Here is a 14,295-nt window from a genome sequence, read left to right as displayed (position 1 = left end):
TAAGTTTAGTGAGACAAGGGAGTGTGATCCGATGCCCAGGACCGGCGAGCGTGGCGGGCCGCAGACGCGGGCGAAGATCTCGCTGGTCGCCACCCGGTTGTTCCTCGAGCGCGGGTTCGACGCGGTCACCGTCGCCGAGGTCGCGCGGGAGGCCGGCGTCTCGAGCGTGACGGTCTTCAAGCACTTCCCGCGCAAGGAGGACCTCCTGCTGGACCGCCAGGTCGACGCGGCCGACCTCCTGCGCGCCGCGGTGCGCGACCGCGCTCCGGGCGTCGACGTGCTCGCGTCCCTGCGCGACGCGACCCTCCGGCTCCTCGACGAGCGCCACGGGCTGTCCGGCGTGGCGGACGGGTCGGTCCCGTTCTTTCGCACGGTCGCGGCGTCACCCGCCCTGATCGCGCGCGTGCGCGAGATCGGCTCGGACCTCCAACGGCTCCTCGCCGACGAACTCGCGAGCGACCCGGCCTTCGACGGCGACGGGACGCTGTTCGCCGCCTTCTTCATCGCCGGCTACGCCACGGTGCTGGTGGAGACCGCGAGCCGGCTCATCGACGGGGGCGACCCGGACGTCGTGGCGGACGACCACCGCGCCCGTCTCGAGCGGTTGTTCACCGCGCTGCGAGCAGGAGTCGCGTGATCAGTTCCACTCGACGGCGACGCCGGCCAGCCCCGGCCCGGCGTCGTTGAAGAACGCGCTGCTCACCCCGCCCATGTCGCACGCCAGCTCCTCCGCCACGACCGGCAGGGCGTCGTCGCGCGCCCGGACCTGACGCGTGCAACGGGCGGGCAGCGCGTTGCGGTCGAAGCGCAGCTGCACCAGGTAGCTCGCGCACCGGTCGCGCAGCATCCGGTAGTACCCCGGCGACGCCGAGCCCGAGTCGTCGCGGACCTCGAAGCAGAACACGTGGATGTCGCCCTCGGCGAGCTTGCGGTCGAACAGCAGCTCCGTCGCCATCGTGTCCGCGTCCGGGTTGCGTCGCATCCGCCCGACGCGGCAGCCCTCGTCGGTGATCAGCTCGACGTCGTCGATGCGGCAGCCCGGATCGCCGTTGTACACCGTCAGGTAGCGGTCCGGGCCGTGCCGGCGCGCCCGCGTCACCAGCCGCGTGCGCAGGCTGACCTGGCGGTGCTCGGCGTCGAACGTGATCGTGTCGTGGACCGACAGCAGCTCGAGGTCGGCGTTGTAGTGGTTCGACGACGGGTACGCGCCGAGCTCGGCCAGCAGGTCCTCGACGATCGACCCCATGTCACCGGAACGCAGGTCGTGGAACGACGCCGCGGGCTGGTGGCCGCGGCGGACCAGTCGCGGCCCGATCAGCACCACCAGGGCGTCCGCGGGCAGCTGGAGGACCGATTCCAGGGCACGGACCGCCGGGAGCGCCTTGGGCACCTCGGGCTGGCGCAGCCCGCGTTGCCAGTAGCTCAGCGTCGACTGTCCGATTTGGACCCCGCGCAGCGCGAGGTGCGCGCGCAGCCGCGCGAGCGAGAGGCCGCGGTAGGCGATCGCCAGTCTCAGGGCGTGGTGGAACTCGCCGGTGCGGAGCGCCTCGGTCAGCTCTTTCGGCAGCTCGGCGACCGATGCCCGGGTCGTACGGGCGCCATCGATGATCAGTGGGAGGTTCCCGTCTTGTGCCACCGCTCGTCCCTTCACCCGACCAGTGTGTGCGCTGGGCGTGAACACCGCGGAACGTTCACGTTAGCAGCGTAGAGTGGCACAGCCGACCCCCGTTCAGGGAGGTTGGCCACGTGATGGTGACTGTTCCGCGTTCCGGTCGCCCCCCGGAACGGTCCGTTCATCCAGATGGCGTTCTTGCTCCTTGTGACCGCGTTGTTCACCGTTGTGACCACCGCTGGTTCGCCCACGTTCGAGCAGGAGGCCGTCCGTGCTGGTGAAGTCGAGCCGGGTCCACGCCGTACTGGCCGTGAGCCTGATGTTGTGCCTGGTCGCGCCGGTCACCGCCGGAGCCGCGCCCGGAGTGCCGTCGACCTTCCAGGCCCTGATCACGATGCAGTCCCAGCAGCGGAGCCAGTGGTGCTGGGCGGGTTCGGGCGCCACCATCGCGGCCTTCCACGGCGCCGCGGTCAGCCAGACGCGGTTCTGCCAGCTCGCCCACGGCGAGACCGGCCAGGACTGCGCGAACCTGCCGGGCACCCTCGCCGACCCGCAGCGCGCCTTCGCGAAGCTCGGGTTCGCCTCGCCGGGCCGCTACCTCGACCGCAGCATCTCCTACGCCGACGTCCGGACGCAGACGGCGGCGAACCGGCCGGTGGAGACCCGCGTCGGGTACCGCTCCGGCGGCGGCCACACCCACGTCCTCTACGGCTACGACGCCGGCCACGACTGGGTGTACTGGGGCGACCCCGGACCGGCCAAGCGCTACAACTGGTCGACCTACGGCTACTACACGCACAACTCGTCGTTCACCTGGACGCACACGCTCACCGGGATCTCCCGATGAGCGGGCGAGCGCTCGTGCTCGCCGTGCTGACCGGCGCGGCGCTGCTGATGACGGCCCCGGTGTCAGGCGCGGCCCAGGCCACCGGCATCAGCAGCGCCGACGCCGTGGCCGCGCACGCCGCGGCGGCGGGCCTCCAGGACACGCTGGTGCGGTTCTTCGCGCAGGCACCGGACGCGAAGGGGCCGGTGACGGTCCAGGTGGCGCCGGGCGCCTACCCGGTCTACGAGCTCTCGCCGGACTTCGTCGTGGGCAAGCCGGGCGCGACGCCGGGTGACTTCGCCTACTTCGCGGTGCCCGCTGTGGCGTCCGACGGCCGGACCGCGACGCTCTGGTCGGTCCGCGGCGACGACGGCACCTGGCAGATCGGCAACATCGCCTCGGGTGACGTCGAGACGGCGTTCGCCCGCACGCTGCCGGCGGGCGCGCAGCTGCTGCACGAACCGCAGATCGATGCTTGGTACGCCGTGAGGGACGGTCTTCTCACGTCTCTGCCGGAGCGAACGACCGTCAACGTCGCCGATTACCAGCGGACGGTCTCGGCGCGGTACGCGGACAAGCTCCCCGGCTCGGCGTACGCCCGCGAAGGCGAGGCGGGCGGCTACGACGCGACGTCCCAGGTGATGCCCCGCGGCGACGGCGGCCCGGCACCGTCCGGCCACGACACCGGCTGGGTTCCGCTGCTGATCCTCGTCGGCGTGCTGGCCGTCAGCGGCGCCGGGTACGTGCTCCACCTGAGGCGGATCTCCGCCTGAAGACCAACCGGCGGGCTCGGCGTCGATCCCCTTCCACCGAGCCCGCCGGTTCACCACCGTTACTGTGACGCCCGTGGGACGACTGGTGGTCATCGAAGGGCTCGACGGCGCGGGCAAGCGCACGCTCGCCGACGGGCTGACGGACGCGTTGCGCGCGAAGGGCGCGAGCGTCGCGTCGCTGGCGTTCCCGCGCTACGGCGTGAGCGTGCACGCCGACCTCGTCAAGGAGGCGCTGCACCGCGGGCACGGCGACCTCGCCGACTCGGTGTACGGCATGGCCGTGCTCTACGCGCTCGACCGCAGCGGCGCGGCGGACGACATCCGCGCGCTGCGGGACGCGCACGACGTCGTCCTGCTCGACCGCTATGTGGCCTCCAACGCGGCGTACGCGGCCGCGCGGCTGCGGCAGGACGCGGCCGGCGAGGTCGTGAAGTGGGTGTGGGAGCTGGAGGTCGGGCGGTTCGGTTTGCCCCGCCCCGACGCGCACCTGCTGCTGCGGGTCGCGCCCGCGGTCGCGGCCGAGCGGGCCGAGCGGCGCGCGGAGGCGGAGACCGACCGGGAGCGCGACGCGTTCGAGACCGACGACGGACTCCAGCGCCGGTGCGCGGCGGTGTACGACGAGCTGGCCGCGTCCGGCTGGCTCGCGCCGTGGCACGTCCTGGACGGCGTCGCGGGCGTCGACCTCGAAGCGCTCGTGAAGACGCTTCTAGCGTCGTAACCGGGCTGGGTCGAACTGCGCGATCGGGTAGGTCGTCGCGCCGTCGACGACCAGGTCCGCGACGATCTCGCCGATCACCGGGGCGAACTTGAAGCCGTGGCCGGAGAACCCGCACGCCAGCACCACGCGTTCCTCGTCCGGGTGCGGCGACACGACGAAGCTCTCGTCGGCCGTGTCGGTGTACATGCACGTCGCCGCGCGGAGGAACGCTCCCGGCAGCGTCGGGAGGTGGCGCTTGACGACGGAAGCCATCTCGTGGACCTCCTCCGCCGACACCGTCCGGTCGATGCCGTCCGGGGTGCAGGTCCGGCCGCCGGTGTGGAACGCGACCTTCACGCCGTCCGCCGGCGCGTTGTGCGCGGGGAAGCCGTAGAACGTGTAGCCGTCGCTCTCCCAGAGGTACACGGGATGCCGCCGGAAAGGTTCGGCTCCGCCCGAAGGCGCGAACCAGTACTGCATCTTGCGCCGTACGGTGAATTCGACGCCGAAGTCGCGCAGCAGCTCCCCGGCCCACGCGCCGGGGCACAGGACGAGCCGGTCGGCCGTGTAGTAGCTGTGCGACGTCCCGACGCGCACGCCGCCGGCCATCGTGCTCCAGGTGAACACCTTCTCCTCGTGGTGCAGCTCGGCGCCGCACCGCGCGGCGAGCTGCAGGTGCGCGGCGACGCTGCCCTCGGGCGACACCAGCCCGGCGCCCGGCTCGTAGAGCGCGACCTCGTCCGCGGCGGGCGCCAGGGTCGGGAACCGCCGGCGGATCGCCGGGGCGTCGAGCAGTTCGTGCGGGATGTCGAAGGCGCGTGCCGAAGCCACGCTGCCAGTGATCGTGCGCGAGCCGGCCGTGCCGACCATGATCCCGCCGCAGCGGGTGAACAGCCGCCGTCCGCTGTCGCGTTCGAGGCCATCCCACAGCTCGTGGGCGCGCAGCAGGAGCGGTACGTACTCGGGTCCTTCGAGGTAGGCCTGGCGCGTGATCCGCGAACCGCCGTGGCTCGACCCGCGGTTGTGCACCGGCGCGAACTGGTCGATGCCCAGCACCCGCTGCCCGCGCTTCGCCAGCCGGTACGCCGCGGCGCTGCCCATCCCGCCGAGGCCGAGCACGATCACGTCGTAGTGCGTCATGCGACCCTTCCCGGCACGCGCTCGCCGAGGTGCTCGATCTCCACCGCTGTCCCGGATCCGCTGTGCTCCACCGGGAGCCAGGCGTACGCGATGGCGTGGCCCAGGGTGTGGCCGTACCCGGCGCTGGTCACGTACCCGGCCGCGCGGCCCTCGACGTACACAGGTTCCTTGCCTTGCAAGACTTTCCCGGTCGTCAAGCGCGTCAGCCGGCGGCTCACGGTTTCGGCGGAACGGCCCGCCAGCGCGTCCCGGCCGAGGAAGTAGCCCTTGTCCCGGCGGACCGCGTCCCCGAGCCCGGCTTCGTAAGGGTCGTGTTCGGTGGTGAAGTCGACTCCCGCGACCGGTGCGCCGGCCTCCAGTCGCAGGCTCGTCAACGCTTGATGACCCGCGACGGCGATGTCCCGTTCGCGCAGGGTGTCCCACAGGCGCCGGCCCAGGTCCGCCGTGGTGTGCAGCTCCCAGCCCGGTTCGCCCACAGTGGACAGTCTCAACGCGACGACCGGAACGTCCCCGACGTACGTCTCCTCAGCCGAGAAGTCCGTTGTGGACAGTTCTGGCAATGCCGCGCCGCTCGCCGGCCCCCAGACACCGAGGCAGCACGTGCCCGGGGTCGTTTCGTGGACCTGGACGGTGCCGTCGCCCGGCAGGTGCCGCCGAAGCCAGTCGAAGTCGAGGCGCCCGCCGGCGCCGATGTGGAACCGTTCGCCGCCGAGGCGGGCCACGGTCAGGCGGCCGCGCACGCCGCCGTCTTCGCCGAGCAGCAGTGTTTCCGTGACCGTCCCCGGCGGTTTCGCCAGGTCGCCGGTCGTCATGGTCTGCAGGAACAGCAGCGCGCCAGGCCCGGTGACGGCCAGCCGCGGCACCGGCGTCAGGTCGAACATCGCGACGCGCTCGCGGGTGACGAGCGCTTCCGCGCCGGCCTCCGAATACCGCTCCGGCCGCGCCCAGCCGTCCGCCGAACCGAAGTGTGCCCCGAGCGCGACCTGCCGTTCGTGGAACGGGCTCGTGCGCACCGGCGACGCGGTGAACCGGACCGACGGCGCGAACCGCGCGAGGTCGCAGCCGTGCAGGGCGAGCACCGGCTGCCCGTCGACGAGCCAGCGCGCCAGCTCGCGCGCGACCCCGGCGGAGTGCTCGGCGCGGACGGCCTTCGCCACCCAGAAGCCGTCGAGCTCCGGGTGTTCGCCCAGCAGCGGCATCCCGTCCGGGGTGCCGGACAGCGGGATCGTCGTCGTGGCCTCGGCTTCGGCGTCCCGGAGCGCGGGCAGGAGCGCGACCGCCGCGTCCCACGGGCCGCCGATGCCGAGCCGGTCGACGTGCTCGCGGACGGTCAGCCCGGTGTCGAGGTCGCGCAGCACGGGTTTGCCCGCCTGGGCGTGTTCGTCGTTGTGCCCGGCCAGTTCCGGCAGTGGCGACGTCCGCGCGTACCGCAGCGGCAGCGGCACTTCGGGCAGGGTGAGCCCGTCCGAGCCGTCGCAGAAGACGACGACGTCGGCCCGTACCCGCCCGGCCGCCGTGACGACGCCCGTGACGCGCCCGCCGGCCCGCTCGACCTCGACGACCTCCTCGGCGCTGAACCGCGCGCCGCGTGCCTTCGCTCGCCTGGCTTGGGCTTCGGCGGCGCGCCGCGCGTGGAGCAGGCCGTCGCCGGGGACGTGGAACCCGCCCAGCAGCCGGGTTTCGTCGAGGAGCGGGTGCAGGTCGGCGCATTCGCGGGGCGTGCGCAGGTACCCTCGCACGCCCCACGACGTCGCCCAGCCGTGCCGCCGCTTCAGGTCCGCGAGCCGCCCGGGAGTGGTCGCGACGTCCAGGCTGCCGACCGGGTTGAAGCACCACTGGCCGTCGAGGCCGCCGTACTTCGCGGCGGTGTACTTCGCGAACTCGGTCAGCGTGCGGTCCGGGTCGGTCCGGAACACCAGCCCCGGCTCTTCGGCCGCGTCGCCGCCGCCCAGGACGGTGACGTCGGTCCAGCCGCGCTCGGTCAGCTCGTCCGCGAGCGCGCAGCCGAGCAGGCCGCCGCCGGCGACGACCACCCGGGGCCGTGCTGCCATCTGTTCCTCCGGGCGACGAAGTTGCGTCTTCGGCAACAAAGTGCGTCATGCGAGACGTCGTGTCAAGCGCCCGAAAAGGGGGTCCGCTCAGGCCCGGGTGAACTCCATGACCCAGTTGGATTCCCAGGTCCGCCCGCCGTCGGCGGAGAACTCCTGCTCCCAGCGGGCTGAGGTGCCCGTGATGTCCGACCAGATGTAGTGCGCCCGGATCGGTTTCCCGTCGTGGACGTCGTCGCCGTAGAAGTCGCCGCGGCCGCCGGTGAACGTGCCGGCGACCGGCGGCTGGAGCAGCCCGGTGCGGTCGTTGGCCCAGTAGATCGACCACTCCTTCCGCTCGACGTCGAACAGTCGCAGCGTGAAGCCGCGGAACCCGCGGGCGGGGAAGCGGATCTCCTCGGTGTTGCCGCCGCCGTCGAACAGCGGCGTGCAGGTGGTGGTGCCGGGGAAGACGTCCCAGTCGTCGCTGCCGGCGAAGAGGGTCGTGAGCCGACGGCTGACGACGGTCCAGGAGCCGTGGAAGAAGGCGAAATCGGTCATGGCGCTGATCTTGGGCCGCCACCACTGACACCTTCTGTCAGTGGTGGCTGGCAGACTTCGCCGGGTGCGTGCGAGCCGGCTGGTGTCCCTGGTGCTGGTGCTGCAGAACCGTGGCCTGATGAGCGCGTCGAAGCTGGCCGCGGAGCTGGGCGTGACGCCGCGGACCGTGTACCGCGACGTCGAAGCGCTGGCGGCCGCGGGCGTCCCGATCTACGCCGAGACCGGCCCCGACGGCGGCTACCGGCTGATGGAGGGCTACCGGACGCGGCTGACCGGGCTGACCGCAGGCGAGGCCGGGTCGCTGTTCCTCACCGGCCTGCCGCAGCCGGCCGCGGAGCTGGGCCTGGGTGCCCAGGTGGCCGCGGCCGAGCTGAAGCTGATGGCCGCGCTGCCGACGCCGTACCGGGACGCGTCGATCCGGATCCGGCAGCGCTTCCACCTCGACGCGCCGGGCTGGTACCGCGAAGCGGACCAGGTGCCGCAGCTGCTCGCGGCCGCGGAAGCCCTGTGGCAGGACCAGGTCGTCGAGGTCTCCTACCGCCGCTGGTCGCCGACGCCCGGCGTGGTGACGCGGCGGCTGCACCCGCTCGGCCTCGTCCTCAAGGCCGGCGTCTGGTACCTCGTCGCCGGGCCGAAGGCGCGCACCTACCGCGTCGCCAACATCGAGGAGCTGCGGGCGCTCGACGAGCACTTCACCCGGCCCGACGGCTTCGACCTGGCGAGGTTCTGGCGCGCGAACGTCGAGAGTTACGAAGAAAGCGAAGCGGGCGAGACGGCCACTGTGCGGCTCTCGCCGGCGGGAATCGAGGCCCTGCCGGACATCCTGGGCCCGCGAGCCGCCCGGCTCGTCTCCCGCACGCTCGAACCCGAGGACGCCGACGGGTGGCGCCGCGCCCGCGTACCGCTGGAAAGCGTGCCCCACGCGGCCGCGGGGTTGCTGCGGCTCGGCGCGGACGCGCAGGTGCTGGCGCCCGCGGAACTGGTGGCACACCTGGGAACCACGATCCGCGCGATGGCGCGGCTGTACCCCTAGTCCCTGAAGTAGCCCAGCTGCGCGGAAAGGTCGTCCGCCGCTTCGGTCATCGGCCGCACGATCTGCTTCACCCGTTGCTTCGAAAGCCGGTACGACGGACCCGACGCGCTCATCGCCGCGACGACGTCGCCGCCCGGGCCGTGGATCGGCACGGCGACCGCGTGCATGCCGAGTTCGAGCTCCTCGTAACAGGCCGCGAAGCCGTCTTCGAGCACTCGCTCCAGCTCGGTCATCAGCTCGTCGGGCTCGACCGTCGTGCGCGGCGTGTACTGCTCCAGCTTCCGCTTCAGCACCCGCTTGCGTTCGGTTTCGGCCATGTACGCCAGGAGGATCTTGCCGCTGGAGGTCGCGTGCAGCGGCGTGCGCTGGCCGGTCCAGTTCTGCGTGGTGATCGCGGCCGAGCCGCGGGCCTGGCTGATGTTGATCGCGACGCCGTCGTCGGCGATGGCGATGTTCACGGTCTCGCCCAGCTCTTCGGCGAGCGAAAGGCAGCTGGTGCGGCCGAGCTTGGCCAGGTCCATCCGGCCCGTCGCGGCGCCGGCCAGCCGCACGATGCCGAACCCGATCGCGTACTTCCCGCGTTCGCCGAGCTGCTCGACGAGACCTCTGGACTCCAGGACGCTGAGCAGCCGCGACGCCGTCGACTTGTGGACGCCCAGCTCGCCCGCGATCTCGGTGATGCCGGTTTCGCCGTTGCGGGCGAGCAGCTCCAGCACGCTGATCGCCCGGTCGACCGACTGCACCTGGCTTTGAGTTGCGTTGCCACCAGCCGAGGCACGCTTTCCCGCCGAGGTTGCGTCAGCAGAGTCCTGGTTCCGCATAGCGCAACACTATCCGTTTTGTACCGCGCCTATCGGCTGAGTGGGCGAATCTCTTGACGCGGACGTCGTCGAAGCCGGATTGTTGCGCAGGAAGCGCAGAGTCGCGCGATGCGCAACATTCACAAACCGTCCCGGCATCCCGCCAGTCGTTTCCGGAGGCCCTGATGATCCGCGCCTGCGCCGTCACCGACCTGCCCGAGGGCGAAGCCCTCCGCCTCGACGGCCCGGTGCCGATCGCGGTGTTCCACACCGAGGACGGCTTCTTCGCCGTCGACGACACCTGCACCCACCAGGACGCCTCGCTCGCCGACGGCTGGCTCGAAGGCTGCTTCGTCGAGTGCCCGCTGCACGCCGCGCGGTTCGACCTGCGCAGCGGCTTGCCGACCTGCCTGCCGGCCAAGGCGCCGGTGCGCACCTACCGCGTGGTCGTCGCCGACGGCGAGATCCACGTCGACGCGCCGGTCCCGGCCGTCCCCTGAGCGCTCCCTCGCAGGTCCGTGAAGGCCGTGTGCCGGCCTTCACGGACCGTCCAGGGGCACCCGGATGGAGCAGGCGGTGCCGCGGATCTTGATCTTTCTGGTGGTCAAACACGCGGGTCGCGCGTCCGGCCGCCGGAACTAGTGCGAATATGTGGACATGAAGGCACGTGTTCTCGTGGTCGACGACGACCCCGCCCTCGCGGAGATGCTCACCATCGTGCTTCGTGGGGAGGGGTTCGACACGGCGGTGGTCGCCGACGGTTCGCGCGCGCTGCCCGCGCTGCGCGAACTGAAGCCCGACCTCGTCCTGCTCGACCTGATGCTGCCCGGGATGAACGGGATCGACGTCTGCAAGGCGATCCGCGCCGAGTCCGGCGTGCCGATCGTCATGCTCACCGCCAAGAGCGACACGGTCGACATCGTGCTGGGCCTGGAGTCCGGCGCGGACGACTACGTCGTGAAGCCGTTCAAGCCGAAGGAGCTGGTCGCGCGGGTGCGGGCCCGGATGCGCCGCACCGAGGCCGAGCCCGCGGAGTCGCTCACCATCGGCGACCTGGCGATCGACGTGCCCGGTCACGAAGTCACGCGGGAGGGCAAGGCCATCCCGCTGACCCCGCTGGAGTTCGACCTGCTGGTGGCGCTGGCGCGCAAGCCGCGTCAGGTGTTCACCCGCGAGGTGCTGCTCGAGCAGGTGTGGGGCTACCGGCACGCGGCGGACACCCGTCTGGTGAACGTGCACGTCCAGCGGCTGCGTTCGAAGGTGGAGAAGGACCCGGAGCACCCCGAGGTGGTGTTGACCGTTCGCGGAGTCGGGTACAAGGCCGGCCCGCCGTGATGGCTCGATGACTCTCGCGAGCCCTGGCCGGCTCCCCGCGTTCGCGCGTTCGACGGCACGCCTGGTGCGGCGTGTCGTCGTTTTCGCGCGCCGTCGGGCGGTCGCGTTCAACGAGCTGTGGAAGCACTCGCTGCAGTTCCGCGTCACCGTGTCGACGCTCGCGCTGTCCTCGGCCGTGGTCTTCGTGCTCGGCATGGTGCTGCAGAACCAGATCACCGAGCGCCTGCTGGACACCAAGCGCGAAGCCGCCATCGCGCAGACCCGCGCGGCCGCGGACACCGCCGCCGGTGAGCTGGTCGGCCTCGGCGGCGAGACGGACGAGGCGATGAGCAACCGCCTCCAGAACGCGCTGAAGAAGATCGCGATCACGCCGACCAGCCAGGACGCGGCCGGCTCGGCGGCGGGCACGTTCGTCCCGGTGCTCGCCAGCGGAGGCCACGACCAGTCCGGCGACGAGCCGGCGTCGGCGGGCCCGTTCCAGAACGTGCCGCCGCGGCTGCGCCAGTTCGTCGAAGCCAACGAGATGAGCTGGCTCGAGCACACGGTCACCGACACCGACGGCGGGCGCACGACGTACCTGATCGTCGGCACGCCGCTCAACACCGTCGCGAGCCCGCTGCAGCTGTACTTGCTGTTCCCGCTGACGACCGAGCAGAACACCGTCGCGACCGTGCAGAACACGCTGCTGGTCGGCGGGCTCGTGCTGCTGCTCCTGCTCGCGGGCATCACGAACCTGGTGACGCGGCAGGTGGTCCGCCCGGTCCGGCAGGCCGCCGCGGCGGCCGAGCAGTTCGCCGGGGGCGACCTCGACCAGCGCCTCACCGTGCTCGGCGAGGACGACCTGGCGAAGCTCGCGGTGTCCTACAACGGGATGGCCGCGAGCATCCAGCGCCAGATCCGCCAGCTCGAGGACTTCGGCGGGCTGCAGCGCCGGTTCACCTCCGACGTCTCGCACGAGCTGCGCACGCCGCTGACCACCGTCCGGATGGCCGCCGACGTGCTGCACGCGTCGCGCGAGCAGTTCCCGGCCGGGCTCGCGCGCTCGACCGAGCTGCTGGTCGACGAGCTCGACCGGTTCGAGTCGCTGCTCGGCGACCTGCTGGAGATCAGCAGGCTCGACGCCGGCGTCGAAGACCTGTCCGCGGAGTTCATCGACGTCCGCCCGATCGCCACCCGCGCGGTCGAGCAGGTGCGGGTGATCGCCGGCAACGCGGGCAGCTCGGTGGAGCTGGTGCTGCCCGACGACGAGGTCATCGCCGAGGTCGACGCCCGGCGCGTCGAACGGATCCTGCGCAACCTGCTCGGCAACGCCGTCGACCACAGCGAAGGCCGGCCGGTGGTGCTCACCGTCGGGGCCAACGAGACCGCGGTCGCGGTGACCGTCCGGGACCACGGCGTCGGCCTGCGGCCCGGCGAGGCCGACCTGGTGTTCAACCGGTTCTGGCGCGCCGACCCGTCGCGCAACCGGCGCACCGGCGGCACCGGGCTCGGCCTGGCGATCAGCCTGGAGGACGCGCGTCTGCACGGCGGCGAGCTCGACGCGTGGGGCGCTCCCGGCGACGGCGCGTGCTTCCGGCTCGTGCTGCCGCGCCGCCAGGAGGTGCCCGCCGGCGACCCGCCGCTGGTGCTGCCGCCGCCCGACCGCATCGCCGCCGAGGTGCCCCTCGGGCTGATCGAGATCACGCCGGCGCCCGAGGCGATCTTCGCCGAACGTGAGGAAATCGGTCAGTGAAGCCACATGCCCGCGGGGCCACGGCGAAGGTGCTGTTCGCGCTGTTGAGCGTCGTGCTGGTCGCCGGCTGCGCGAACGTCCCGCTGGAGTCCCAGCCCCAGGTCGTCTCCGGCGAACGCCAGGGCCAGGGTTCCGGCGACGTCGTGCCGGAGCCGAAGCCGAACAGCGACCCGCTGACCCTCGTGCGCGACTTCGTCGGCGCGACGCTCAAGCCCGGCCAGAACAACGCGGCCGCCCGCGCCTACCTGGACGAGCAGGGCCGCGCGAACTGGCGCCCGAGCCGCAGCCTGACGATCATCCAGGACACCTTCGGCACGGTCTACGACACGGCGCCGCAGCCCGACCCGAACACCCTCGTCGTCAACGTGCGCGGGTTCGACGTCGGCACGCTCGACCAGAACAGCGCGTTCGTGCCGGACTACAGCTCCGCGGCGCTCAAGGTGAAGGTGCGCAAGCAGGCGAACGGCCAGTGGCGGATCGTCGACCCGCCGCCGGACCTGTACGCGACCGAGTCCGACTTCAGCGAGAACTACACCGCGGTGCCGGTGAACTTCTACTCGGAGCAGTCGGCGACCTTCGTCCCCGACCGGCGCTACGTCGTCGCGAAGCCGCAGTCCGGGCTGCCGAGCCGGGTGATGTACCTGCTGGTCAACGGGCCGTCCACGAGCCTGGCCGGGTCGGTGAAGAACCTGCTCGGGGAGCCGGTCGAGATCGACACGAACGTCAAGAGCCTCGACGACGGGACGCTGCTGGTCCCGCTGACCGGGCTGTCCGGGGTCGCCGAAGACATCCGGAACCTGATCGCCGCGCAGATCGTCCTCACGCTGCAGTACGTGACGTCGGCGCGGATCCGGATCCTCGCCGACGGCGTCCCGCTGGTCGCGAACCACCCGGACTGGCGGTCGAACGAGCTGCCGGCGTACGGCGCGACGCTGTCGCCGAACCAGGACCTCAAGGGCCTGATGACGGCCGACGGCCGGGTGCGGTCCATGGGCGACGGCGCGCCGGTGGGGGGCCCGGCGGGCAACGGCGGCTACGACGTCGTGAACGCGGCCCAGTCGATCGACGGCAAGAGTCTGGCGGTGGTGGAGCGCGACGGCACCAAGGTACGGCTGCGGATCGGCGACCTGGGCCACGACCTGCCGCCGGCCGGCCTCGGCGGGACCACGCTGAGCCGCCCGACGTGGCGGCCGGGCACCGGCGAGGTGTGGACGGTGGTCGACCGGGCGTCGGTGGCCAGGGTCGTGCTGAACCCGGCCAACCAGTGGACCCCGCTGCAGGTCAACGCGACGGACCTCACCCAGCAGGGTGAAGTCACGGAGCTGCGGTTCTCCCGCGACGGCGCCCGCGTGGCGGCGGTGGTGAACGAGCAGCTGTGGGTGGCCTCGGTGGTCAGCGCCGGCGACTCGGTGGCCCTGCGCGAGCCGCGGCTGCTGCAGCAGCACGACCTCAAAGACGTGGTGGACGTGGACTGGCTGACCCAGGACACGCTGGTGGCGGTGACGACGTCGCCGTCGCAGCCGGTGGTCCGCGTGACGGTGGACGGCCAGCGGCTGGACGCGTTCAACAGCTCGAACCTCACGACCCCGGTCCACGGCGTGACGGCGGTGCTGGGCCGCCCGATCGTGGTGGCGGACGCGAGCGGCCTGTGGACGGCATCGGTGCTGGGCGAGGTCTGGCGGCCGCATCCCCACACGACGAAGGACGCGGACCCCTTCTACCCGGGCTGAGCGGCCCGCTGAGCCGTCGAAAACTGTCG

At 72.0% G+C, this 14,295-nt stretch carries 14 protein-coding genes; 9 read left to right on the top strand and 5 right to left on the bottom strand.

Annotation, left to right across the window (positions count from 1 at the left end; translation table 11 throughout):
• The first annotated feature begins 31 nt into the window (after window positions 1–31).
• Window positions 32–637, top strand: a complete 606-nt coding sequence (locus ACZ7PG_RS25950; protein ID WP_470241662.1) for a TetR/AcrR family transcriptional regulator — start codon at window positions 32–34, stop codon at window positions 635–637.
• On the opposite strand, the gene ACZ7PG_RS25945 is transcribed toward ACZ7PG_RS25950, so the two are convergent.
• Window positions 638–1,636: a hypothetical protein gene (locus ACZ7PG_RS25945; protein ID WP_103341215.1), complete on the bottom strand. Its 999-nt coding sequence runs from the start codon at window positions 1,634–1,636 to the stop codon at window positions 638–640. It lies immediately after the preceding gene.
• A 247-nt stretch (window positions 1,637–1,883) separates the two neighbouring features.
• Here ACZ7PG_RS25945 and ACZ7PG_RS25940 point away from each other — a divergent pair, with 247 nt between their 5' ends.
• The 3 genes from ACZ7PG_RS25940 (at window position 1,884) to ACZ7PG_RS25930 (ending at window position 3,929) form a co-directional block, all read left to right on the top strand.
• Complete coding sequence (locus ACZ7PG_RS25940; RefSeq protein WP_470241661.1) at window positions 1,884–2,459, top strand: papain-like cysteine protease family protein; 576 nt, start codon at window positions 1,884–1,886, stop codon at window positions 2,457–2,459.
• Window positions 2,456–3,211 carry a hypothetical protein gene (locus ACZ7PG_RS25935; RefSeq protein WP_470241660.1) on the top strand — a complete coding sequence of 252 codons (756 nt, stop codon included), beginning with the start codon at window positions 2,456–2,458 and terminating at the stop codon, window positions 3,209–3,211. The genes ACZ7PG_RS25940 and ACZ7PG_RS25935 overlap by 4 nt, the downstream gene beginning before the upstream one ends.
• Before the next feature lie 64 nt (window positions 3,212–3,275).
• Complete coding sequence (locus tag ACZ7PG_RS25930) at window positions 3,276–3,929, top strand: dTMP kinase (RefSeq protein ID WP_470241659.1); 654 nt, start codon at window positions 3,276–3,278, stop codon at window positions 3,927–3,929.
• On the opposite strand, the gene solA is transcribed toward ACZ7PG_RS25930, so the two are convergent.
• From solA to ACZ7PG_RS25915, 3 genes are all read right to left on the bottom strand, one after another.
• Window positions 3,918–5,048 carry an N-methyl-L-tryptophan oxidase gene (gene solA, locus ACZ7PG_RS25925; RefSeq protein WP_470241658.1) on the bottom strand — a complete coding sequence of 377 codons (1,131 nt, stop codon included), beginning with the start codon at window positions 5,046–5,048 and terminating at the stop codon, window positions 3,918–3,920. The two genes, ACZ7PG_RS25930 and solA, sit on opposite strands and share 12 nt — an antisense overlap.
• On the bottom strand, window positions 5,045–7,099 hold the full coding sequence (locus ACZ7PG_RS25920; RefSeq protein WP_470241657.1) for an FAD-dependent oxidoreductase: 2,055 nt from the start codon (window positions 7,097–7,099) through the stop codon (window positions 5,045–5,047). The genes solA and ACZ7PG_RS25920 overlap by 4 nt, the downstream gene beginning before the upstream one ends.
• An 87-nt stretch (window positions 7,100–7,186) precedes the next feature.
• Complete coding sequence (locus ACZ7PG_RS25915; RefSeq protein ID WP_470241656.1) at window positions 7,187–7,636, bottom strand: hypothetical protein; 450 nt, start codon at window positions 7,634–7,636, stop codon at window positions 7,187–7,189.
• A gap of 64 nt (window positions 7,637–7,700) precedes the next feature.
• Between ACZ7PG_RS25915 and ACZ7PG_RS25910 the strand changes: the two genes are divergently transcribed.
• Entirely contained in the window at window positions 7,701–8,669 is a 969-nt protein-coding gene (locus ACZ7PG_RS25910; RefSeq protein ID WP_470241655.1) for a helix-turn-helix transcriptional regulator, read from the top strand.
• Here ACZ7PG_RS25910 and ACZ7PG_RS25905 read toward each other — a convergent pair.
• Window positions 8,666–9,490 (bottom strand): IclR family transcriptional regulator, encoded by an 825-nt coding sequence (locus tag ACZ7PG_RS25905; protein ID WP_470241654.1) that lies wholly within the window; start codon window positions 9,488–9,490, stop codon window positions 8,666–8,668. The genes ACZ7PG_RS25910 and ACZ7PG_RS25905 overlap by 4 nt on opposite strands.
• A gap of 164 nt (window positions 9,491–9,654) precedes the next feature.
• Between ACZ7PG_RS25905 and ACZ7PG_RS25900 the strand changes: the two genes are divergently transcribed.
• The 4 genes from ACZ7PG_RS25900 to ACZ7PG_RS25885 all read left to right on the top strand — a co-directional run bounded on the left by ACZ7PG_RS25900 (window position 9,655) and on the right by ACZ7PG_RS25885 (window position 14,266).
• Complete coding sequence (locus ACZ7PG_RS25900) at window positions 9,655–9,969, top strand: bifunctional 3-phenylpropionate/cinnamic acid dioxygenase ferredoxin subunit (RefSeq protein ID WP_470241653.1); 315 nt, start codon at window positions 9,655–9,657, stop codon at window positions 9,967–9,969.
• Between the two features lie 157 nt (window positions 9,970–10,126).
• The gene (mtrA, locus tag ACZ7PG_RS25895; RefSeq protein WP_005150760.1) at window positions 10,127–10,804 is read left to right on the top strand and encodes an MtrAB system response regulator MtrA; all 678 of its coding nucleotides are present in this window, start codon (window positions 10,127–10,129) and stop codon (window positions 10,802–10,804) included.
• A 7-nt stretch (window positions 10,805–10,811) separates the two neighbouring features.
• Window positions 10,812–12,536: an MtrAB system histidine kinase MtrB gene (gene mtrB / locus ACZ7PG_RS25890; protein WP_470241652.1), complete on the top strand. Its 1,725-nt coding sequence runs from the start codon at window positions 10,812–10,814 to the stop codon at window positions 12,534–12,536.
• Window positions 12,533–14,266 (top strand): LpqB family beta-propeller domain-containing protein, encoded by a 1,734-nt coding sequence (locus tag ACZ7PG_RS25885; RefSeq protein WP_470241651.1) that lies wholly within the window; start codon window positions 12,533–12,535, stop codon window positions 14,264–14,266. The genes mtrB and ACZ7PG_RS25885 overlap by 4 nt, the downstream gene beginning before the upstream one ends.
• Window positions 14,267–14,295: the final 29 nt, after the last annotated feature.

It is taken from the genome of Amycolatopsis sp. NPDC114504 (assembly GCF_055633595.1).
This window is presented reverse-complemented; position numbering and strand designations above follow the sequence as displayed.